This window comes from Chania multitudinisentens RB-25 (assembly GCF_000520015.2).
Classification (GTDB): Bacteria; Pseudomonadota; Gammaproteobacteria; order Enterobacterales; family Enterobacteriaceae; genus Chania; species Chania multitudinisentens.
In genome coordinates this window covers 1,268,922-1,291,084 of sequence record NZ_CP007044.2, presented here as the reverse complement: position 1 = coordinate 1,291,084, position 22,163 = coordinate 1,268,922, and the positions used below count along the sequence as shown (strand labels likewise).

Annotated in this window: 15 protein-coding genes; 10 read left to right on the top strand and 5 right to left on the bottom strand. The window is 52.3% G+C overall.

Translation table 11 applies throughout. From position 1 onward, the window contains the following. The first annotated feature begins 63 nt into the window (after positions 1-63). The 10 genes from hemP to glpD all read left to right on the top strand — a co-directional run bounded on the left by hemP (position 64) and on the right by glpD (position 12,142). Positions 64-255 (top strand): hemin uptake protein HemP, encoded by a 192-nt coding sequence (hemP, locus tag Z042_RS25870; protein WP_045784779.1) that lies wholly within the window; start codon positions 64-66, stop codon positions 253-255. Positions 256-371: 116 nt separating this feature from the next. Continuing rightward, entirely contained in the window at positions 372-2,432 is a 2,061-nt protein-coding gene (locus tag Z042_RS05545) for a TonB-dependent hemoglobin/transferrin/lactoferrin family receptor (RefSeq protein WP_024914376.1), read from the top strand. Positions 2,433-2,527: 95 nt separating this feature from the next. After that, positions 2,528-3,565 (top strand): hemin-degrading factor, encoded by a 1,038-nt coding sequence (locus Z042_RS05540; RefSeq protein ID WP_024914375.1) that lies wholly within the window; start codon positions 2,528-2,530, stop codon positions 3,563-3,565. Beyond that, positions 3,562-4,401, top strand: a complete 840-nt coding sequence (locus Z042_RS05535) for a heme/hemin ABC transporter substrate-binding protein (protein WP_024914374.1) — start codon at positions 3,562-3,564, stop codon at positions 4,399-4,401. Before Z042_RS05540 ends, Z042_RS05535 begins: the two co-directional genes overlap by 4 nt. After that, entirely contained in the window at positions 4,398-5,402 is a 1,005-nt protein-coding gene (locus Z042_RS05530) for a FecCD family ABC transporter permease (protein WP_024914373.1), read from the top strand. The genes Z042_RS05535 and Z042_RS05530 overlap by 4 nt, the downstream gene beginning before the upstream one ends. Continuing rightward, on the top strand, positions 5,395-6,195 hold the full coding sequence (locus tag Z042_RS05525) for a heme ABC transporter ATP-binding protein (RefSeq protein WP_024914372.1): 801 nt from the start codon (positions 5,395-5,397) through the stop codon (positions 6,193-6,195). The genes Z042_RS05530 and Z042_RS05525 overlap by 8 nt, the downstream gene beginning before the upstream one ends. 602 nt (positions 6,196-6,797) lie before the next feature. Further along, positions 6,798-8,375 carry a BNR repeat-containing protein gene (locus tag Z042_RS05520; protein WP_024914371.1) on the top strand — a complete coding sequence of 526 codons (1,578 nt, stop codon included), beginning with the start codon at positions 6,798-6,800 and terminating at the stop codon, positions 8,373-8,375. Positions 8,376-8,732: 357 nt separating this feature from the next. Next, complete coding sequence (gene glpG / locus Z042_RS05515) at positions 8,733-9,569, top strand: rhomboid family intramembrane serine protease GlpG (RefSeq protein WP_024914370.1); 837 nt, start codon at positions 8,733-8,735, stop codon at positions 9,567-9,569. 93 nt (positions 9,570-9,662) lie between these two features. Further along, a complete protein-coding gene (locus Z042_RS05510) occupies positions 9,663-10,421 on the top strand; it encodes a DeoR/GlpR family transcriptional regulator (RefSeq protein ID WP_024914369.1) in 759 nt (252 codons plus the stop codon). 212 nt (positions 10,422-10,633) lie between these two features. After that, positions 10,634-12,142, top strand: a complete 1,509-nt coding sequence (gene glpD, locus Z042_RS05505) for a glycerol-3-phosphate dehydrogenase (RefSeq protein WP_024914368.1) — start codon at positions 10,634-10,636, stop codon at positions 12,140-12,142. Positions 12,143-12,220: 78 nt separating this feature from the next. On the opposite strand, the gene glgP is transcribed toward glpD, so the two are convergent. The 5 genes from glgP to glgB all read right to left on the bottom strand — a co-directional run bounded on the left by glgP (position 12,221) and on the right by glgB (position 21,680). Beyond that, the gene (gene glgP / locus Z042_RS05500; RefSeq protein WP_024914367.1) at positions 12,221-14,668 is read right to left on the bottom strand and encodes a glycogen phosphorylase; all 2,448 of its coding nucleotides are present in this window, start codon (positions 14,666-14,668) and stop codon (positions 12,221-12,223) included. 24 nt (positions 14,669-14,692) lie between these two features. Next, on the bottom strand, positions 14,693-16,126 hold the full coding sequence (gene glgA, locus Z042_RS05495; RefSeq protein ID WP_024914366.1) for a glycogen synthase GlgA: 1,434 nt from the start codon (positions 16,124-16,126) through the stop codon (positions 14,693-14,695). Between the two features lie 92 nt (positions 16,127-16,218). Beyond that, positions 16,219-17,496: a glucose-1-phosphate adenylyltransferase gene (gene glgC / locus Z042_RS05490; protein WP_024914365.1), complete on the bottom strand. Its 1,278-nt coding sequence runs from the start codon at positions 17,494-17,496 to the stop codon at positions 16,219-16,221. A 12-nt stretch (positions 17,497-17,508) separates the two neighbouring features. After that, positions 17,509-19,497, bottom strand: a complete 1,989-nt coding sequence (gene glgX, locus Z042_RS05485; RefSeq protein ID WP_024914364.1) for a glycogen debranching protein GlgX — start codon at positions 19,495-19,497, stop codon at positions 17,509-17,511. Next, on the bottom strand, positions 19,497-21,680 hold the full coding sequence (glgB, locus tag Z042_RS05480) for a 1,4-alpha-glucan branching enzyme (protein ID WP_024914363.1): 2,184 nt from the start codon (positions 21,678-21,680) through the stop codon (positions 19,497-19,499). The genes glgX and glgB overlap by 1 nt, the downstream gene beginning before the upstream one ends. Positions 21,681-22,163 lie beyond the last annotated feature (483 nt).

Here is a 22,163-nt window from a genome sequence, read left to right as displayed (position 1 = left end):
ACCATTATCAGGTAAATGATAATGCTTATTATGCTGATAAATGTTATCATTTGAGTATTGAGCATGGATAATCCATTAAATAAAAAGCTAGCGTTGAGTAATGAACCTGCTGTTATCGCTATGACAGCAGCCAAGCCCTTGTCTATCGCCAGTGAACAACTGCTGGGAACGCACGGTGTTGCGTTTATCATCCATCAGGGTGAGCGTTACCAGCTACGTCAGACTAAAGCAGGAAAGCTGATGCTGACAAAGTAATGGTTTATAAAATAAATCACTAAAAATCATACCTGCAAGCCACCCAGATTTTCGAATCAAGGCAGCCAGCAACCTATCGATATGTTTAAACATAGAAAATATGGAGAGTTGCCGAGATGCCTCGTTTTACTTCCGACCATTTCCAATGGTCCCCACTCAGTTTGGCCATCGTTTGTACTCTGCCTTTTGCCGCCAATGCGGCTGATGACATTACGCCAGAAAGCAGTAAAAAACCTACCGCAGACATCATGGTTGTCACCGCAACGGGCAATGAACGCAGTAGCTTTGAAGCCCCGATGATGGTGACCGTGGTTGAGAACAATTCACCTACCAGCATGACCGCCACTTCGTCGGCAGATATGTTACGCAGAGTACCAGGTCTAACGGTGACCGGCAGCGGGCGTACCAACGGCCAGAATGTGATCCTGCGTGGGTACGACAAACAAGGTGTGCTGACCTTGGTAGATGGTATCCGCCAAGGCACCGATACCGGCCATCTAAATGCTACCTTCCTCGATCCGGCGCTGGTGAAACGTATCGAAGTGGTCCGTGGGCCGTCAGCCCTGCTGTACGGCAGTGGCGCATTAGGCGGGGTCATTGCTTATGAAACCGTTAACGCCGCCGATCTGCTGCTGCCGGGCAACGACACGGGCTACCGGGTTTACAGCTCTGCCGCCACCGGCAATCACAGCTTCGGTCTGGGTGCCAGCGCTTATGGCCGCACCGACGATGTAGACGGTATCCTCTCTTTCGGTGCCCGTGATATCGGTAGTATCCGCCAGAGCGATGGTTTTAATGCCCCCAATGATGAAACCATCGGTAACGTTCTGGCAAAAGGCACCTGGCGCATTGATTCTACTCAATCATTGAGCGCCAATTTGCGTTACTACAACAACAGCGCGCTGGAACCTAAAAATCCACAAACCAACGATGCCTCCAGCACCAACGTCATGACGGATCGTTCTACCATCCAACACGATGCCCAACTCAGTTACCACCTTAAGCCACTCGAACAGGAATGGCTGAATGCAACGGCTCAAATCTATTACTCCGAAGTGGAGATCAATGCGCAGCCACAAGGCTCAGCAGAAGAAGGGCGTAAACAGACAACGCAAGGCGGGAAACTGGAAAACCGAACCCGTCTGTTTACCAGCAGCGCAGCGTCACACCAGCTGACTTACGGAACGGAAACCTATAAGCAAGAACAAACACCAGGCGGTGCCACAGAAAGCTTCCCACAGGCGGATATCCGTTTCAGTTCGGGCTGGCTGCAAGATGAAATCACGCTACGCGACCTGCCGGTTTCCATTTTAGCCGGCACCCGCTACGACAACTACAGCGGCAGCAGCGAGGGTTATCAGGACGTCAATGCTGATAAATGGTCATCACGCGGCGCACTCAGCATCACACCAGCCGACTGGCTGATGCTGTTTGGCTCCTATGCGCAGGCCTTCCGCGCCCCAACCATGGGCGAGATGTACAACGATTCGAAACACTTTTCGATGAATATCGCCGGCAAGACCCTGACCAACTACTGGATACCGAATCCCAATCTGAAACCGGAAACCAATGAAACCCAGGAATACGGTTTTGGCCTGCGCTTCAGCGATTTGTTGATGGCAGAAGACGAGCTGCAATTCAAAGCCAGTTACTTTGATACCAACGCCAAAGACTATATTACTACCGGCGTCACCATGGACTTCGGGTTCGGCCCTGGCGGTATGTACTGCATCAACTGTTCAACCTATTCGAAGAATATCGACCGGGCAAAAATCTGGGGCTGGGATGCCACCATGAGCTACCAGACATCGCTGTTTAACTGGGGCCTGGCTTACAACCGCACTCGTGGAAAAAATCAGGATACTCGCGAATGGCTCGATACCGTTAGCCCGGACACCGTCATCAGCACGCTAGACATTCCGGTTGCCAACAGCGGCTTCGCGGTGGGTTGGATTGCCACCTTTGCCGATCGCTCCTCACGGGTTTCCAGCTCTGGCACACCGCAAGCCGGTTATGGCCTCAATGATTTCTATGTCAGCTATAAAGGTGAGGCCCAACTGAAAGGGGTCACCACTTCAGTCGTTCTGGGTAACGCATTCGATAAAGAGTATTACGCACCGCAGGGCATCCCACAGGATGGCCGCAACGCGAAGCTATTTGTCAGTTATCAGTGGTAATTAACTAAAAGAAATCATCCGGTAGCCCTGTCCCGCAGGGCGCCGGATTATCGTTTGACATTGTCACCTGCATATAAAACCTATAGGAAGTATTTATGAGCACATCTCTCTATCAGCAGTATGTACAGGCCAAAGCAGATAACCCCGGCAAATATGCACGCGATTTAGCGGCGCTGATGGGTATTTCAGAAGGTGAACTGACTCACAGCCGCGTAGGACACGATGCAAAACGCTTGCAGGCAGACGCCCGCACGCTGCTGGCCGCCTTGGAAAACGTGGGGGAAGTCAAAGCCATCACCCGCAATACCTATGCCGTGCATGAACATCTTGGCCGTTATGAGAATCAACATCTGAACGGCCATGCCGGTTTGATCCTCAATCCACGCGAATTAGATTTACGTTTGTTCTTCAATCAGTGGGCCAGCGCCTTTACGCTCTCGGAAGAGACTCGCCACGGCGTGCGCCACAGCATCCAATTCTTCGATCATCAAGGCGATGCGCTGCACAAAGTCTATACCACTGAACACACCGACCTGGCTGCCTGGGAGGCTTTGCTGGCACAGTTCATCAGCGCCGAAAACCCGGCATTAGAGCTAGAGTCGTTGAACGCCTCAGAAACCCCCTCTCCAACCGTTGATCATGCCAGCATTGATGCACAATGGCGTGCCATGACGGATGTGCATCAGTTCTTCCAACTGCTGACTCGCAATAATCTGACCCGTCAACAAGCGTTTCGCGCCGTGGAGAACGATCTGGCTTACCAGGTTGATAATGCCTCTCTGACACAGTTACTCAACGCCGCCCTGCAAGATAAGAACGAAATCATGATCTTCGTCGGCAACCGCGGTTGCGTGCAAATTTTCACCGGTTTGATTGAGAAAGTGATGCCACATCAAGAGTGGATCAATGTTTTCAACCCACGCTTTACGCTGCACTTGATTGAAACCGCCATCGCGGAAAGCTGGGTCACCCGTAAGCCCACCAAAGACGGTTTTGTCACCAGCCTGGAACTGTTTGCTGCCGACGGTACTCAGCTTGCCCAACTCTATGGTCAACGTACCGAAGGGCAGCCTGAACAACACCAATGGCGTGAGCAGATTGCCCGCTTAATTCAAAAGGATATCGCCGCATGAGACACTGGTTGCTATCACTCCCTATCATTCTGTCGCTGAGCGCCAGCTTGCTGCCGCTCAACGCACCGGCGGCAGAACGTATCGTCACCATCGGTGGCGATGTAACAGAAATCGCCTATGCACTTGGTGCCGGTAGCGAGATTGTGGCCCGTGATAGCACCAGTCAACTGCCTCAGGCAGTGCAAAAACTGCCTGATGTGGGCTATATGCGCATGCTGAACGCCGAAGGTATTCTGGCGATGAAACCCACCCTGCTGCTGGTCAGCGAACTGGCGCAACCCTCGCTGGTGCTGACACAGGTCGCCAACAGCGGCGTTAATGTCGTGACGATACCGGGCCAAACCACACCGGCAAGCGTAGCGGCAAAAATTGACGCCATTGCCACGGCACTTCATCGGCAGGAACAAGGGCAAAAACTGGTGCAAGACTACCAGCAGCGTTTAGCCACCGTGGGTAACACGCCACTGCCCGTTAAAGTGATGTTTGTGATGAGCCACGGTGGGTTAACGCCCATGGCGGCGGGCCAGAATACCGCGGCAGATGCCATGATCCGCGCGGCCGGTGGTAACAATGCAATGCAGGGCTTCAGCCGCTATCGCCCGCTGTCACAGGAAGGGGTGATCGCCAGCGCACCGGATTTATTATTGCTCACCCACGACGGCGTGAAAGCACTGGGTGGCCAGGAAGCCATCTGGCAATTACCCGGAATAGCACTGACGCCTGCGGGTAAACATAAGCGCTTGCTCATCGTGGATGATATGGCGTTACTGGGTTTTAGCCTGGAAACACCACAAGTGCTGGCAGTATTGCGTAAAAGTATGGAACAAGCGCAATGAATGGCCGTATCCATCCGCGCCTGATGCTGAGTATCTTGTTAATGTTATTGATTATTCTGGCACTCGGCTCGGCCAATATGGGGGCATTAACGCTTTCGTTTCGCACGCTGTGGCACGCCTCATTAGACGATGCCATGTGGCATATCTGGCTGAATATCCGCCTGCCACGCGTACTGCTGGCCGTGGTGGTAGGTTGTGCATTAGCCGTTTCCGGCGCCATTATGCAAGGGTTGTTCCGCAACCCACTTGCCGATCCCAGCCTACTGGGCATCAGCAGCGGTGCCGCCCTTTGCGTCGGGCTGATTATCGTCATGCCTTTCAGCCTTCCCCCTCTACTGGCGCTCTACAGCCACATGGCCGGTGCTTTTCTCGGTAGCCTGGCGATTTCCACGATCATTTTTACCCTTAGCCGCTGGGGCCATGGCAATTTGGCTCGCCTGCTGCTGGCGGGTATTGCGATTAATGCCTTGTGCGGCGCCGCAGTTGGCTTACTGAGCTATGTCAGCGATGACCAGCAACTACGCCAGTTTTCGTTATGGAGCATGGGGAGTTTGGGGCAGGCACAATGGTCAACGCTGCTCGTTGCCGCCTCTCTGATTCTACCCGCTTGCATACTCGGGTTGTTACAGGCACGCCAACTGAATTTATTGCAGTTAGGGGATGAAGAAGCGCATTACCTGGGGGTGAATGTACAGCAAGCCAAACTACGCTTGCTGTTACTCAGCGCCGTTCTGATTGGCGCTGCCGTAGCCGTCAGCGGTGTGATCGGTTTTATCGGGCTAGTGGTGCCCCACCTTATCCGCATGCGCCTCGGGGCCGATCACCGTTGGTTGCTGCCTGGCGCGGCATTAGGAGGGGCCTGCCTACTGCTCACCGCCGATACCTTGGCCCGCACGCTGGTTGCACCGGCTGAAATGCCCGTTGGGCTGATAACCAGCCTGTTGGGTGGCCCTTACTTTCTGTGGCTGATTTTACGTCAGCGGGAGCAACGCAGTGATTGATATGAAGGCGACATCGCCCGCATTGCTGGAAGCCCGGAACCTTCACTATCATGTACAACATCAAACCCTGATTAACGATGTTTCGCTGCACATCGCCAGCGGTGAAATGGTGGCGATCATTGGCCCGAACGGGGCCGGGAAATCCACCCTGCTGCGCTTACTGGCCGGTTATCTTGCACCTTCGGGCGGCGAATGTCGGCTGTTAGGGCAAAACCTGAAGAGTTGGCAACCACAAGCACTAGCCCGCACACGTGCCGTGATGCGTCAATACAGCGATCTGGCTTTCCCGTTTAGCGTCAGTGAGGTGATCCAGATGGGCCGTGCGCCTTACGGTACTGCGCAAGATCGGCAGGTACTGCAAGAAGTGATGGCGCAAACGGGCTGCCTGGCACTGGCACAACGTGACTACCGCGCCCTGTCCGGCGGTGAGCAACAACGGGTACAACTGGCCCGGGTGCTGGCGCAGCTGTGGCAACCTGAACCGACGCCGCGCTGGTTGTTCCTTGACGAACCCACATCCGCATTAGATTTGTATCACCAACAGCACACGCTGCGCCTGCTACGCCAGCTCACCCATCAAGAGCCGCTGGCCGTCTGTTGTGTGTTGCACGATTTGAATCTGGCGGCGCTGTACGCCGATCGTATTCTGCTGCTGGCGCAGGGCGAACTTGTCGCCTGCGGCCCCCCGCAAGCGGTGCTCAATGCCGAGACGCTGACCCGTTGGTATCAGGCCGATCTGGGCGTGTCTTGCCATCCAGAAAGTACCCTGCCGCAAATCTACCTACGCCAGTAGGCCACCAGATGCTGTAGGTGGGGTCTGCTTGGAAAACTATCCTATTTAGAACCAATGGTAGGCATTTTAGATGGATGTAGAGCTAACAGAATGGCAAAAGGCTGACACTATCGCTGTTGGTATTACACTTATTTCCATGCATGGAAATATTTTTAAACTAATAGGGTAATTAAAATTTCTCAAACCTCTTCGACGCTCAATATCGCCATCAGTATCAATTAGCGTCCATTTTGGCCAGCAAATAGATCTGAACATTAACCATAATGAAACGATATCTAATAAATAAAAAACATAAAATTATGCGCATAATAGGCAGCTAAATTTAGCGTTGATGACTTCGGTAATCTGCTCACTTTTGCAAGCTCACTCAGTAGAAAAAGGAATGTTTACCGTACCTTAAAGTAAAGTCTATAGCGTTATTTGTAGAGGCAGAAATAACCTACTATGCTTTACAGGCTAAAAAAGGCTAGCTGTCTGAATTCATGGAATCAAAATAATTCAATAAAATCGGCGTGGTACGGCCAAGGTTTTAGCAACAGTAAACTACATTCTGAATGTCTAAATCCATAATGCAGCAGGAAAGTGCCAAAAAAGGAATTAATATGAATAAAGTGATGCTGAGTTTGTTCGAGGTACGCAAAAGAAAACAAAATAATACTACCTACAGTGCCAAGATTCTGGGAATAGCTTTGATAGCAACAATCTGGAGTGGTGCCGTTGTCGCTGAGGAGACGGAGAGAACACGTAGCAATATTTCATGCGCGTTCGAAAACCAGGAAGCTTTTGCTATCCAACCCCAAAAACCATGGGTTGTGACAGCTATTGAAACGGTTGCCGATGAATCTGGTCACCAGGCTAAAATGTGGGCCGGATATGCAACCAACCCATCAATTGCCGAATACGGTGATACTAAATATATCGGTTATTTCGATGAAAATAAGGAATTTACCGTCGCTAAACGTACCGCTCACGAGGTGAGTTGGACGATCATACCGATGGGGGAAAAGCTTGAACATGATTCACACTCCAACGTTGCGATGGCTGTAGATACGAATGGTAATCTGCATGTCGCTGCTCGTTTGCGTTTTTCCGACAAGCTTAATTATTGGGTAACAACCACTCCCGGTGAACTCTCAACGCTGACTCGTACAGGCATGATCCCGCAGTGGAAAGATAAGGATAAGTCTTTTGAAGCATGGGTGAGTTACCCTACATTCTATACGGGCGAGAATGGACAGTTGTTCTTCCGTTACCAGAATGGCTTGCCTGGAGCTGCCTATACCAATATTTATCAGTTTAACGCAGCGAAACGCGTTTGGGAGTTATGGGATCCGAAGACTGAATACCAAGGCCTGGCAAAGGTTTTTGGTGGGTGGTATACAAATCCATCCAAAAGTGCCTACCCTAGCGTGCCGAAAAAAGGGCCGGATGGTCGCTATCATATGATCTGGACCTGGCGTGGTGGTGAGAGTGCTGATTCAAACTCTGAAATCCACTATGTTGTCAGTGACGATATGCATGTTTGGCAAAACGTTAAAGGTGATGTTGTATCAAACATCGCTTTTATGTACGGAGATACGCGCACAGTGGTCGATCCTATTCCAATGGGTGGGGGGATGCTGAACAATAGCGGAATGGGTCTGGGTTTCGACGCTGAAGGCAGGCCTGTTGTATCTTATTTTAAATACTCTTTTGACAATAATGAAAAAACCACGCAGTTATTTATAGCCCGCCCCAGCGGCTCAGCCACAGGCAATGGCTGGATATTGAAACAAGTCTCTGCGTGGACTGGCCGATATGACCTTGCAAACAATATTGTTGACTCCGGTTTTCTTGATACTCATGAAGGCGCTAAACCCATAGGGAATTACCTCGGTATCCAATACATGTGTCAGTTTAAAGTACACATGCTTTATTTGGATCCAATAACGGGTGAGCGCGTTGCCGATATTCCCGTGCCGGTAAATAACACCATGCCTGCGGATATTGAGAAGTCAGCTTTTGCTCCTGGAAACTTTATTTGGACACAGCTTGTCTTTACAGAGGATTCGACAGAAACCAAAGCAGTATTGCTTAAATGGGAAGCAGGGCCGTATGTCATCAATGGTGATACCAACGTGTCTTGGACATACCCACTGGAAGGATCTCCTGTTACCGTTGCTTCCATAGAGCGTAAATAACTCGCCACCACTGGCCAAAACAGAGCTTGGCCAGTGGTGTATAAATAACTCAAAGGCAATATCTCGTTAAAACGAAAGGGGAACCAGATTAATGAATCACCTATCGCCATTGCGCACCGTTGATGTCAACCTGTACAAAAACAGGTTTAGCATAAGATCCGTTTTCCAAGCGGCTCCCTAGGTTGGTAAGGCCGCGGAACATCAAAGAGCAGCATACCCACCCAAGATCATGAACACGCCAACCGTTTTTTGCAGATCCATTCCCTACCCGCAGGATTTCAACGGTATAATCAACCATCAACGCTGCACTAAATGAGAACACCCGCAGCCAAAATCATTTACTGAGACGGAAAATCTATGGTTCGAGTGATCGCCGTATCCAACCCTCGTTTGGCACAGGCCTTTGTCGATTACATGGCAACACAAGGCATCAAGCTTGAGGTCCACAATACCGGCGAGGCAGCAGAAATCTGGCTGGCTGATAATGCTCATCTGGAACAGGTGCAGCATGAGTTGCACCTGTTCCAGCGCGATCCCCTCAACCGCCGCTATCAGGCGGCAAGCTGGCAAGCTGGTAATACCGAGGCGGGTTTGCACTACCAGCAATTCTCTTATCTGCACATTATCCGCAGCAAAGCCGGGCCGCTGACGCTCACGGTTATCTCACTGTGTATTCTGGTGTATATCCTGATGCAGCTACTGGGCAATGACGTGGTAATGTACTGGCTTTCCTGGCCGCAGAACAGCTCACAATACAGCCAGCTGTGGCGCTGGTTCAGCCACGCTTTCCTGCATTTCTCGCTGCTGCACATTACCTTCAACCTGTTATGGTGGTGGTATCTGGGTGGCCCGGTAGAAAAGCGCCTCGGCACTGGCAAGCTGTTTGTGATCGCCGTCGTTTCAGCCTTTTTCAGCGGTTGGGCGCAATCTTTGTTTAGCGGCGCGCTGTTTGGCGGGCTTTCCGGCGTGGTTTACGCACTGATGGGTTACGTCTGGCTGAGCGGTGAACGTGCACCGGAACGCGGCATCAATCTGCCGCGAGGCTTGATGGTGTTCTCTGTGCTCTGGCTGGTCGCGGGCTATTTCGATATTTTAGGAATGTCGATCGCCAATGCAGCACATATAGCCGGTTTAATTTTAGGGTTATTGATGGCATTCTGGGATACGCGCCAGCGTGCGCGCAACGAACAATAACAATCAGCGACCTCTACCCCATCGTTTCAAGCGGCTGCCAATGCGTTGTGGCTTGAAAGATGGCAGGTATACCAAGCGTATTAGGGGATTAACGTGAAGCAAACGCAGCGTCATGACGCCATTATCGAATTAGTGCGTCTACAGGGTTACGTCAGTACGGAAGAGTTGGTTGAGCACTTTGACGTAAGCCCGCAAACCATTCGCCGTGATTTGAATGACCTGGCCGATAAAAACAAGATACAACGCCATCATGGCGGTGCAGCGCTCCCATCCAGTTCGGTTAATGCCACCTATAACGATCGCAAAGTGATGTGGTCAGAAGAGAAAGCGCGTATCGCCCAACGCGTCGCCAGCCAGATCCCCGATGGCGCCACGTTGTTTATCGATATCGGTACCACCCCGGAAGCCGTGGCCCATGCCTTGATGAATCATAAGAACCTGCGCGTGGTGACCAACAACCTGAACGTTGCCACCTTACTCACCGCCAAAGAGGATTTCCGCCTGATCCTGGCGGGGGGCGAAGTACGTACCCGCGACGGCGGCATCATGGGTGAGGCCACGCTGGATTTCATTTCTCAATTCCGCCTGGATTACGGCATTCTTGGCATCAGCGGCATTGATATGGACGGCTCACTGCTCGAATTTGATTATCACGAAGTGCGTACCAAACGCGCCATTATCGAAAACTCCCGCTGCGTGATGCTAGTGACCGACCACTCTAAATTCGGCCGTAACGCGATGGTTAACCTGGGCAATATGAACCTGATTGATTATCTGTTTACCGATCAGGCACCACCGCCGAGCGTGATGAAGATTATTGAACAGTACGACGTACAGTTAGAGCTCTGCTAATCCCCTTCCTCCGCCCTTTCCACTAAGGATAGGGCGGTAATTCACAATAATTCCCCTTTCAATTTATCTACCTACCGCCGCCGAAGCGTTACCTCTATCACGCAAAAATGTTTTTGTTTGGTTAACTCTTGGCTTGTTTGTTGGTTTTTGATTACAATAATGAGCGAAAACGAACAATAAAGAGCTATTTCGAACATCTGGAGGAAGTTGACGTGGAAACCAAAGACCTGATCGTTATCGGTGGCGGTATCAATGGTGCTGGCATCGCAGCAGATGCGGCCGGGCGCGGGTTATCCGTTCTGCTACTGGAAGCCCAAGATTTGGCCTGCGCTACGTCTTCCGCCAGTTCAAAACTGATCCACGGTGGTCTGCGCTACCTGGAACACTACGAATTCCGCCTGGTGAGTGAAGCATTGGCCGAACGTGAAGTGCTGCTCAAGCTGGCACCGCATATCGCCTTCCCGATGCGTTTCCGCCTGCCGCATCAGCCACATCTGCGCCCGGCATGGATGATTCGTACCGGTCTGTTCCTGTACGACCACTTGGGTAAACGCACCAGCCTGCCGGGCAGTAAAGGTTTGCGCTTTGGACCAGAATCAGTGCTGAAGCCGGAATTAAAGCGCGGTTTCGAATATTCTGATTGCTGGGTAGACGATGCTCGTCTGGTCGTCCTGAATGCGCAAAAAGTGGTGGAACATGGGGGGGAAGTTCGCACCCGCACCAAAGTTACCCGTGCCCGGCGTGAAAATGGCCTGTGGATAGTGGAAGCCACCGATATCGACAGCGGCAAAACCTCTATCTGGCGCGCCAAGGGGTTGGTCAATGCCACTGGCCCATGGGTGAAACATTTCTTTGACGATGGCCTGCAACTCAAATCACCTTACGGTATCCGTTTGATCAAAGGCAGCCACATTGTAGTACCGAAAGCGCATAACCAACCGCAGTCTTATATTCTGCAAAACGAAGATCACCGTATCGTGTTTGTTATTCCTTGGTTGGATGAATTTTCCATCATCGGTACCACCGATGTGGAATATCACGGCGATCCACAAGATGTGAAGATCGACGACAATGAAATCGCCTATCTGCTGAAAGTGTATAACGATCACTTCAAGAAACAGCTGGGCCGTGACGATATCGTCTGGACTTACTCCGGCGTGCGCCCGCTGTGCGATGACGAATCGGACTCACCGCAGGCGATCACCCGTGACTACACGCTGGATGTGCATGATGACCAGGGCCAGGCCCCGCTGCTTTCCGTGTTCGGCGGCAAACTCACCACTTACCGCAAGCTGGCCGAACACGCCATGGAGAAACTGGCGCACTACTACCCAGGCGCTGGTTCTGCGTGGACCAAAAACGGTTCACTGCCCGGTGGAGATATCGGTGGCGATCGTGACAGCTATGCCGCCAAGCTGCGCCGCCAACATGGCTGGCTGCCAGAATCGCTGGCTCGCCGCTATGCCCGCACTTATGGTAGCCATAGCGAACTGATCCTGGCTAATGTGGCTAGCTTGAGCGAGCTGGGTGAAGATTTCGGCCACGGTTTATATGAAGCGGAGCTGAACTATCTGGTGGAAAAAGAGTGGGTCGTTGAGCTGGATGATGCCATCTGGCGCCGTACCAAGCTGGGTATGTGGCTCAACGCAGCACAACAGGCGCGGGTAAAAGCCTGGCTGGCAGAACAGGCAAAAACCAAAGCACTGTCGCTGGCGTCTTAAAACACAAACCTAAAAAAGAAGGCTCAGCACGCTGAGCCTCTGCTCCCACCCAATGGCCGCTGATCCGGCCCTGAGTAACTACAACTTGATCGGCTTGATGTTCCAGATCTCGTCCGCGTACTCTTGAATAGTACGATCCGACGAGAAATAGCCCATATTGGCGATATTCAGCACCGCACGCCGCGTCCAATCGTCCTGATTGAGATACACTTCATCCACTTTATCCTGTGTATCGACGTAGCTGCGGTAATCAGCCAATAACTGGTAGTGATCGCCCAAATTAACCAAGGAATCAAACAGGTTGCTGTAGCGCTGTGGTTCCTCCGGGCTGAACACACCGGTAGCAATCTGCGTCAGTGCCTGATGCAACTCAGCATCCTGCTCAAAATACTGACGCGGGTTGTAGCCAGTACGGCGCAAATCTTCCACCTGCTCAGCGGTATTGCCGAAGATGAAAATATTATCTTCCCCGACATGCTCCAGCATTTCGACGTTAGCACCATCCAAGGTGCCGATGGTCAGCGCACCGTTAAGTGCAAACTTCATATTGCTGGTCCCTGATGCTTCCGTCCCCGCCAGCGAGATCTGTTCGGAAAGATCCGCCGCAGGAATGATCATCTGCGCCAGACTCACGCCGTAGTTAGGAATGAACACCACTTTCAGATCATCGTGCACCCGCGGATCGTTATTGATCACTTTCGCCACGTCGTTGATCAAACGGATGATCTGTTTGGCAGCGTAGTAAGCCGAAGCCGCTTTACCAGCAAAAATCACTACGCGTGGTACACGCTTGGTGTCTGGATCTTGCAGCAAACGGTTGTAGCGGGTAATCACATGCAGCACGTTAAGCAGTTGGCGCTTATATTCGTGGATGCGCTTGATCTGTACGTCAAACAGCGCGTCTGGATTCACCACTACATTGAGTTTTTTAGCAATATAGCTCGCCAAGCGCTCTTTGTTCTGGCGCTTGGCCGCCTGTACCGCCTGCAAAAAACTGGGGTAATCCACATTAGGTTTGATTTCACCGAGTTGGCTGAGATCGGTACGCCAGTTGTGACCAATACTGTCATCCAGTACTTCAGACAGTGGCCGGTTGGCCAGGCCCAACCAGCGGCGCGGCGTAACCCCGTTGGTTTTATTGCAGAAACGATCCGGGAATACCTGAGCAAAATCGGCAAACAGGGATTGCACCATCAGCTCAGAGTGCAGCGCAGAAACACCATTCACTTTATGGCTCGCCACCACCGCCAGCCATGCCATACGCACCCTGCGGCCATTGGTTTCATCAATAATAGAAACACGCGCCAACAGTTTATTGTCGTCTGGCACCACTTCCTGAACATGCTTGAGGAAATGATCGTTGATTTCAAAAATCAGCTGTAAATGGCGCGGCAGAATTTTGCCCAGCATATCGACTGGCCATGTCTCCAGCGCCTCACTCATTAGCGTGTGGTTGGTGTAGGAGAACACTTTCTCCACCACCGCCCAGGCGTCAAGCCAACTGAATTTATGCTCATCAATCAGCAAGCGCATCAGTTCAGGAATGGACAAGACCGGATGGGTATCGTTAAGGTGGATGGCGATTTTGTCGGCCAGGTTGTCGAAAGTTTTGTGCATCGTCCAGTGACGGCTGAGGATATCCTGCACCGTTGCCGACACCAGGAAATACTCCTGGCGCAGGCGCAGTTCACGCCCGGAATAGGTGGAATCATCCGGGTAGAGCACGCGCGATACGTTCTCGGAGTGGTTTTTGTCTTCCACGGCGGCAAAATAGTCACCCTGGTTGAATTTACCCAGGTTGATTTCATTACTGGCCTGAGCACTCCACAAACGCAGCGTGTTAGTAGCATCGGTGTCAAAACCCGGGATCACCTGATCATAGGCGGTGGCCACAATCTCTTCGGTTTCCACCCAGCGTGCTTTCGCACCTTCATGCTGGATACGCCCACCGAAGCGGATTTTATAGCGGGTGTTATGCCGTGGGAACTCCCAGGGATTACCGTATTCCAACCAGTAATCTGGCGATTCCATTTGCTGACCATTAATGATGTTCTGTTTGAACATGCCGTATTCGTAACGGATGCCGTAACCCCGCCCCGGCAGCGCCAGCGTAGCAAGCGAATCAAGGAAACAGGCCGCCAAACGCCCCAGGCCGCCATTGCCCAAGCCGGGATCGTTTTCTTCTTCAAGCAACTCACTCAGGTTCAGCCCCATTTCATTCAGAGCGTTTTCAATGTCCTGATAAATCCCCATAGATAACAATGAGTTTGATAATGTACGGCCCAGCAGAAACTCCATCGACAGGTAATAGACCTGCCGCACGTCCTGCGAGAGTTGGGCGCGGTTAGATCGCAGAAAACGTTCCACCATCCTGTCGCGCACCGCAAACAGCACGGCGTTAAGCCAGTCGTGCTGGGTGGCAATAGCAGGGTCTTTGCCGATAATAAACATCAGCTTATAGGCGATTGAGTGTTTCAGCGCCTCAACACTGACCGTAGGTGAGGTGTAGCTAAACGGTGAAGTCATAACAATTCGGTCCCAAGTGCGTAATTACAACAAGCGTTGATAAAGCGACAAATAATCTTTTGCCGCAACCTGCCAGCCAAAATCCAGGCTCATGGCATGGCGTTGTACATGGCGCCAATGCTTCGGCCGGCTCCACAACACCAAAGCACGCCGGATGGCATTACCCAGCGCAACGGCGTCACAATCATCAAACACAAATCCGCTGGCAGTGCCGTCTGCCAGATTCTCCAGCGCGCAGTCCACTACCGTATCGGCCAACCCACCGGTGCGGCGCACCAGCGGCAACGTGCCGTATTTCAGGCCATAAAGCTGCGTCAAGCCACAAGGCTCAAAACGGCTTGGCACCAGAATCACGTCTGCCCCACCGATAATGCGATGCGAGAACGCCTCATGGTAGCCAATCTGCACACCAACCTGCTCTGGGTAGTCAGCCGCGGCGGCCAGGAAAGCCTGCTGCAAAACGGCATCGCCGGCTCCCAACAGGGCCAGTTGCCCTCCTTGAGCCAGCAACGCTGGCAATGCCTCCAACACCAGATCCAGCCCCTTCTGGTTGGTCAGGCGGCTGACCACGGCAAACAGCGGTAATGAATCATCCACCTGTAGCCCCATGGCTTTTTGCAGATGAACCTTGTTTTTCGCCTTATCTTTCAGGCGCTCGGCGTCGTAACGCGCCACCAAACGGGTATCATGAGAAGGAGACCAGATTTGGTCATCCACACCGTTAAGAATGCCACTCAGCCTGCCTTGCCGTTGACGATCCTGTAGCAGCCCTTCCATACCGTAACCAAATTCCGACTGGGTGATTTCCCGCGCATAGGTAGGGCTAACGGTAGTGACATGATCGGCATAGAACAACCCGGCTTTCAGAAATGACATCTGTCCGTAGAATTCCAAGCCATAGACATTGAGGAATGCATGCGGTAACCACAACTCCGCCATATGGTGGGCAGAGAACAGCCCCTGATAGGCCAGGTTGTGCACGGTGAAAATAGAACGCGCCGGATAACCGTTAGCCGCCAGATAAGCGCAGGCCAGCCCTGCATGCCAGTCATGTGCATGCACCAGCTGTGGCCGCCAGTAGCGATCTGCCCCTTTCGCCAGTTCACAGGCCATCCATCCTAGCAATGCAAAGCGGCGATGGTTATCTGGATAGGCATACATCGCCTGATCGTGATACGGGCTGCCTGGCCGATCATAGAGCCAGGGCGCATCAATCAGATAAACCCCCACACCGTGATAGGTGCCAAACCGCAAAGCGACCCGGCCGACGAAAGAGTCGATCTCCGCCACCAGCACAGTATCCGGGATGCCGTTACGGATATCAGGAAAAGCCGGTAACAGCACCCGAACATCCGCCCCTTCGGCAATTTGTGCCGCCGGTAATGCACCAACTACGTCTGCAAGCCCCCCCGTTTTCAACAGAGGGAATATTTCAGAACATACGTGTAAAACCTGCATCATCACTCCTGAAATTCGGCAAAAACTCCGTTGCGAAGAGAGAGAGGGCACAGCTCACTTCGCTGCGCCCACAAGTTCTGCAAACGGAATCCCTACAGCTTTGACAACATTTCACGTGTCACCAGCACAATGCCTTCTTCTGAACGATAAAAACGTCTGCTGTCATCATCAGCGTTTTCCCCGATCACCATCCCTTCAGGGATTTGGCAAGCACGGTCAACGATGCAACGGCGCAGGCGGCAAGAGCGGCCAACGTTCACATCAGGCAATAATACTGAAGAGTCGATAGTACAGAAAGAGTTCACTCGCGCCCGCGAGAACAACACTGAATGCACCACCACCGAACCGGAAACAATACATCCCCCCGCCACCAGCGAGTTCATGGTCATACCGTGGCTACCGGAACGATCCTGCACAAACTTGGCAGGTGGCAGCGGTTCCATATAAGTGCGGATCGGCCAGGCGCGATCGTACATATCCAGTTCTGGCGTCACCGAGGCTAGATCAAGATTAGCACGCCAATAGGCATCCAACGTACCAACATCACGCCAATACGGTGGTGAATCCGAGCTGGAAGTCACACAGGAAAGAGTAAATGGATGTGCCCATGCTGCTTTCTGAGCAGTGATTTTCGGGATCAGATCCTTACCAAAATCATGGCTGGAGCCCGGCGTTGCCATATCTTCTTCCAGCAGTTGGAACAGATAATGGGCATTGAAAATATAAATGCCCATACTGGCCAGCGACATATCCGGGTCGCCCGGCATGGCTGGCGGATTCTCTGGTTTCTCAAGGAACTCCAGGATTTGGTCGTTATCATCCACCTTCATCACACCAAACTCGCTAGCCTGGCTGATCGGCACCGGAATACAGGCTACCGTACACTGCGCGCCTTTCTCCACGTGGTCGATCAGCATGCGCGAGTAATCCATTTTATAAATATGGTCGCCAGCCAGGATCACCACATATTCCGCATCGTAGCGGCGGATAATATCCAGGTTCTGATAAACCGCATCGGCCGTGCCTTTGTACCAGTCATCAGAACTTTGGCGCTGCTGGGCAGGCAGCAGATCGACAAATTCATTCATCTCTTCGTTAAGGAATGACCAGCCGCGCTGAATATGCTGCACCAACGTGTGCGAGTGATATTGGGTAATCACGCCCATACGGCGGATCCCCGAATTCAGGCAGTTCGACATAGCAAAATCAATGATGCGAAACTTACCGCCAAAATGTACGGCGGGTTTAGCACGGGTAGAGGTCAAATCTTTCAAACGCGAACCACGGCCGCCAGCCAATATCAGGGCAACGGATTTATTCGGCAGTTGGCGCGCCAACATCAGGGGGTCTTTCTTCTCAAACCTAACCATAGCTGACTCCTTTTAATTGTTCTTTTTTACCAGCACGCAAAGCGAATGCGCAGCCTGGCACCAGGCGGGTAAAACCGCCTGCGAATCGTCCTGAATAAAGGGGGCAACAGCCTGCCAGGTCCCCTCAGGTAACGTCATTTCAACGGCTTGCGGCGTGGCGTTGATCACCAGCAGCCAGCGTTGTGATAAGCGGATCTGCAAAAGCCGATCGCCCTGTTCCCACTCCTGCGCACTGAGCGGCTGCCCATGCACATTCAACCACTGCACGCTGCCGTCTCCCTCTTGCCACCAACCATCCCGCTGCAAAGCAGGAATTTGCTGGCGCAGGCGGATCAGCGCGGCAGTGTATGCGGTGAGGGAATCGTCCGCCGTAGCCCAGTCGAGCCAGGTGGTTTCGTTATCCTGACAATAAGCATTGCTGTTGCCTTGTTGACTATGTCCATGTTCATCACCAGCCAACAACATCGGCGTTCCTTGAGCCAGGAGTAACGTGGCAAGAAGCGCCCGCTGGCTGGCTCTGCGTCGTTGTATAATGGCGTTGTCAGCACTCGGGCCTTCAACACCGTGGTTATAGCTAAAGTTATGGTCACTACCATCACGGTTTCCTTCGCCGTTCAATTGGTTATGCTTCTGGTTAAAACTCACCACATCCTGCAAGGTAAAGCCATCGTGGGCCGCCAGCATATTAATGCTGGTATAAGGTGCCCGCCCACGTTGGTTGAAGACCTCGCTGGAGGCAGCAAAACGCCGGGCGAACTGACCGAGTGACAGATCGCCCTGCAACCAAAAACGGCGAATATCGTCACGAAAGTGGTCATTCCATTCGGCAAAACGGCCGGGAAACGCGCCAACCTGATAACCACCAGGGCCAATGTCCCAAGGTTCGGCGATCAGTTTGCAACGCCCCAGCGTATCGTCCGCCAACATCGCCTGAAACAGCGGTGCATCGCGGTCAAACGCCGGTGTACGGCCTAACACGGTGCCAAGATCGAAACGGAAACCGTCAACATGGCATTCGCGTACCCAAAAACGCAGGCAGTCCATCACCCACGTCACTCCTGCTGGCTGATCCAACCGCAGCGTATTACCGCAGCCGGTGGCATTAACGTAGCCACCTTCAGGTTCAAGCCAGTAATAACTTGGATTATCGATGCCACGCAGTGATAGCGTTGGCCCATCGATATCCAACTCTGCGCTGTGGTTGAACACCACATCGAGAATCACTTCAATCCCTGCTTTATGCAGCGCCTTCACCGCGTCGCGGAGTTCGCGTAACGGCGTCATACCGGTTCTCAGGCTGGCATAGCGGTTATCCGGCGCATAAGGCGCCAGCACGTTGTACCCCCAGTAATTGATCAATCCCAGGCGCTGCAAACGCGGTTCAGTGGTGTGCTGCTGCACCGGCAACAGCTCAAGCGCCGTAATACCCAGACGCTTGAAATAGGCAATCATCACCGGGTGCCCAAGAGCAGCAAAGCTGCCGCGTAATACCGGCGGAATGTCTGGATGCAGCAACGTCAGCCCACGCACATGGGCTTCGTAGACCACCGTCTTGCTCCATGGCGTTGCCGGGGGTCGATCGTCTTCCCAATCGTAGCGCTCGTCGATCACAATGCATTTCGGCATCAGCGGCGCGCTGTCCTCAGAGTCCGGTTGGTCATAGCCCCCGTGCAGATACAGATGATCAGCGACCGGCCCTTCAACCGCACGGGCTGCCGGGTCAAGCAACAGCTTGTTGGCGTTGAACCGTAGCCCTTGTTGCGGCTCGAACGGGCCATGCACCCGGAAACCATAACGCTGCCCCGGCTCGCCTCCCGGCAAGTAGCCATGCCAGATATCACCGCTGCGAGCAGGCAATGGCAAACGAGTTTCACGGTGTTGTGCATCGAACAGACACAATTCCACCTGCGTAGCATGCGCAGAAAACAGGGTAAAATTGATGCCGTTACCGTCGTAATGCGCACCTAAAGGCGCGGCGGTACCAGGCGTCAGTACAATCATCACACCTCCCGCAACAGATAAACCGTTGCCAACGGTGGCACCATCACGCTAATCGAATGCTCACGGCCATGGCTATTGATCGGTTCCGCAATCACACGCCCCTGATTCCCGCTATTACTACCGTGGTAATGATGCGAATCAGTATTGAGGATTTCCTGATATTCTCCATGGCGGGAAACGCCAATACGATAATGATGGCGCGGCACCGGGGTAAAGTTGCTGATGGCAATCAGCTCATTGCCCTGCGAGTCATAACGCGCAAAAGCAAACACCGAGTTATCATGATCATCCACCACCAGCCATTCAAACCCGCCGGGTTGATAATCACGCTCATACAATGGGGCCTGATTCTGATAACAATGGTTAAGATCGCGAACCAGACGCTGGACGCCATGATGCCAACCATCTGCGCCTTCCAGCAGATGCCAATCCAGGCTGGAATCGAAATTCCATTCACGCCCCTGCGCAAATTCGCTGCCCATAAACAGCAGCTTTTTGCCAGGATGCGCCCACATAAAGCCGTAATACGCCCGCAGGTTGGCGAATTTTTGCCAGGCATCGCCTGGCATACGATCCAGCACGGAGCATTTACCATGCACCACTTCGTCGTGGGAAATCGGTAACACGAAGTTCTCGGTGTAGGCATACAGCATGCCGAACGTCATCAGGTTGTGATGGTATTTGCGGTGTACCGGATCACATTTCATATAATCCAGCGTGTCGTGCATCCAGCCCAGATTCCATTTGTAATGGAAGCCTAAACCGTTGGCTTCCGGTGGCAATGTCACTCCTGGATAATCAGTCGACTCCTCCGCCAGCGTCACCGCCCCAGGCCACTCTTTGCCCAACGTCTGATTGGTGTAACGCAGGAAGGAAATAGCCTCCAGATTCTCTTTACCACCGTAGTAGTTCGGCACCCATTCACCTTCGGCGCGGCTGTAGTCACGGTAGATCATTGAAGCCACTGCATCGACACGCAATCCATCGATACCGAAACGTTCCAGCCAATAAAACGCATTGCCTGCCAAATAGTTACGCACCTCATGGCGGCCATAGTTGTAAATCAGCGTATTCCAGTCCTGATGGAACCCTTCCCGCGGATCGGCATATTCATATAGCGCAGTACCGTCGAAGTTCGCCAACCCGTGAGCATCGCTGGGGAAATGCCCCGGCACCCAGTCAAGAATCACGTTAATCCCGGCCTCATGAGCCGCAGCCACAAAGGCTTTGAATTCCGCAGGCGTACCAAAACGGCGCGTAGGCGCATATAGCCCCAGCGGTTGATAACCCCAACTGCCATCAAACGGATGTTCGTTAATCGGTAACAGCTCGATATGGGTAAATCCCATCTCTTTGACGTAAGGAATTAACTGCTCGGCCAATTCCTGATAACTGAGCCAGAAATTGTTGTCGGTATGGCGACGCCATGAACCAAGATGCACTTCATAAATTGAGATTGGGCGATCAAAATCATTAGCCCGCTGTCGCTCTGGCGTATTCTTTACCACTTCCGGCAAAGGTGTAATCAATGACGCCGTATCTGGCCGCATCTGCGCTTCAAAAGCGTAAGGATCGGCTTTCAACTGAATATTGCCGTAGCAATCAATGATCTCGTATTTATACAATTGCCCGGCTTTTACACCCGGTAAGAACAACTCCCAAATCCCATTTTCTCTGCGCAGACGCATTGGATGACGCCGGCCATCCCAGAAGTTGAACTCGCCCACCACAGAAACACGCTGCGCATTGGGTGCCCATACCGCAAAGCTAACACCTTCCACATTATCCAGCACCCCAGGGTGCGCGCCCAACCGTTCATAAGGCCGCAGGTGGGTGCCCTCTGCCAGCAGCCAACTGTCGATCTCCTGCAACAAAGTGCCAAAACGGTAGGGGTCTTCGAGGATTTGCTGATGATCGCGCCAGCTAACGTCTAGCTGATAGCGAAAAAGATTCTTACGGCGCGGCACAATGGCGCTGAAAAACCCTCGGCTATCATCACAATTGAGCTGCACCAAGCGTTTGCTGGTTTTGCTATCCACCAGCCACACCGTGCCAGCATCTGGCAACAGTGCACAGATCTGCAACCCACTCTCTGTTACATGCATCCCCAAAAGAGAAAAAGGGTCGGCATAATGGCCAGCAATAATCTGATTAATCACGTCACGGTTGGGAAGTACAAACATGGCATTCTTCCTTAAATTAAGAGCATGACTCTTAAGAGGTTACACCAACTGAAAAGCGGTTCTTGTGTCTATCATGCAATTCATTTAATACATAAAGCGTGATTTCGGTCGGTTATTGATTAATCTATCTCTTTCAAAACCGTAGCTTCGCTCTTTATGCTTATTTTTTAGGCTAATCTTCACCATTTAATGTGAATTTATTCGCCAACCCATTAAGCGTAGCCAATGTCTGTTAAAAACATTGCCGATTACAAAGGAAATTTTTTCATTAAGAAAATCGCGGGCCAGACAGCCCTGTTGCCACGCTGCCAGCTTGATGGCATGCGTGTTACAAATGTGACGCACTCTCCTTCCGGCACTTTTATTCATCGTAGGCTCAGCGAATAAGAAATGTTGAAAATGAGGTGTTAAAGGGCCAACAGGAGCCAGCTCTCAGAAAGTTCAGATTATACCTGGCATCTTCCAGGCTACAGCGCTGTTGGC

Excerpts from the sequence above, each read along its gene's own strand:
- glgB (WP_024914363.1), bottom strand. The coding sequence starts at position 21,680 with ATGTTTGTACTTCCCAACCGTGACGTGATTAATCAGATTATTGCTGGC.
- hemP (WP_045784779.1), top strand. The coding sequence starts at position 64 with ATGGATAATCCATTAAATAAAAAGCTAGCGTTGAGTAATGAACCTGCT.
- Z042_RS05540 (WP_024914375.1), top strand. The coding sequence starts at position 2,528 with ATGAGCACATCTCTCTATCAGCAGTATGTACAGGCCAAAGCAGATAAC.
- glpG (WP_024914370.1), top strand. The coding sequence starts at position 8,733 with ATGGTTCGAGTGATCGCCGTATCCAACCCTCGTTTGGCACAGGCCTTT.
- glgP (WP_024914367.1), bottom strand. The coding sequence starts at position 14,668 with ATGACTTCACCGTTTAGCTACACCTCACCTACGGTCAGTGTTGAGGCG.
- Z042_RS05535 (WP_024914374.1), top strand. The coding sequence starts at position 3,562 with ATGAGACACTGGTTGCTATCACTCCCTATCATTCTGTCGCTGAGCGCC.
- Z042_RS05545 (WP_024914376.1), top strand. The coding sequence starts at position 372 with ATGCCTCGTTTTACTTCCGACCATTTCCAATGGTCCCCACTCAGTTTG.
- glgX (WP_024914364.1), bottom strand. The coding sequence starts at position 19,497 with ATGATTGTACTGACGCCTGGTACCGCCGCGCCTTTAGGTGCGCATTAC.
- glgC (WP_024914365.1), bottom strand. The coding sequence starts at position 17,496 with ATGGTTAGGTTTGAGAAGAAAGACCCCCTGATGTTGGCGCGCCAACTG.
- Z042_RS05530 (WP_024914373.1), top strand. The coding sequence starts at position 4,398 with ATGAATGGCCGTATCCATCCGCGCCTGATGCTGAGTATCTTGTTAATG.
- Z042_RS05520 (WP_024914371.1), top strand. The coding sequence starts at position 6,798 with ATGAATAAAGTGATGCTGAGTTTGTTCGAGGTACGCAAAAGAAAACAA.
- glgA (WP_024914366.1), bottom strand. The coding sequence starts at position 16,126 with ATGCAGGTTTTACACGTATGTTCTGAAATATTCCCTCTGTTGAAAACG.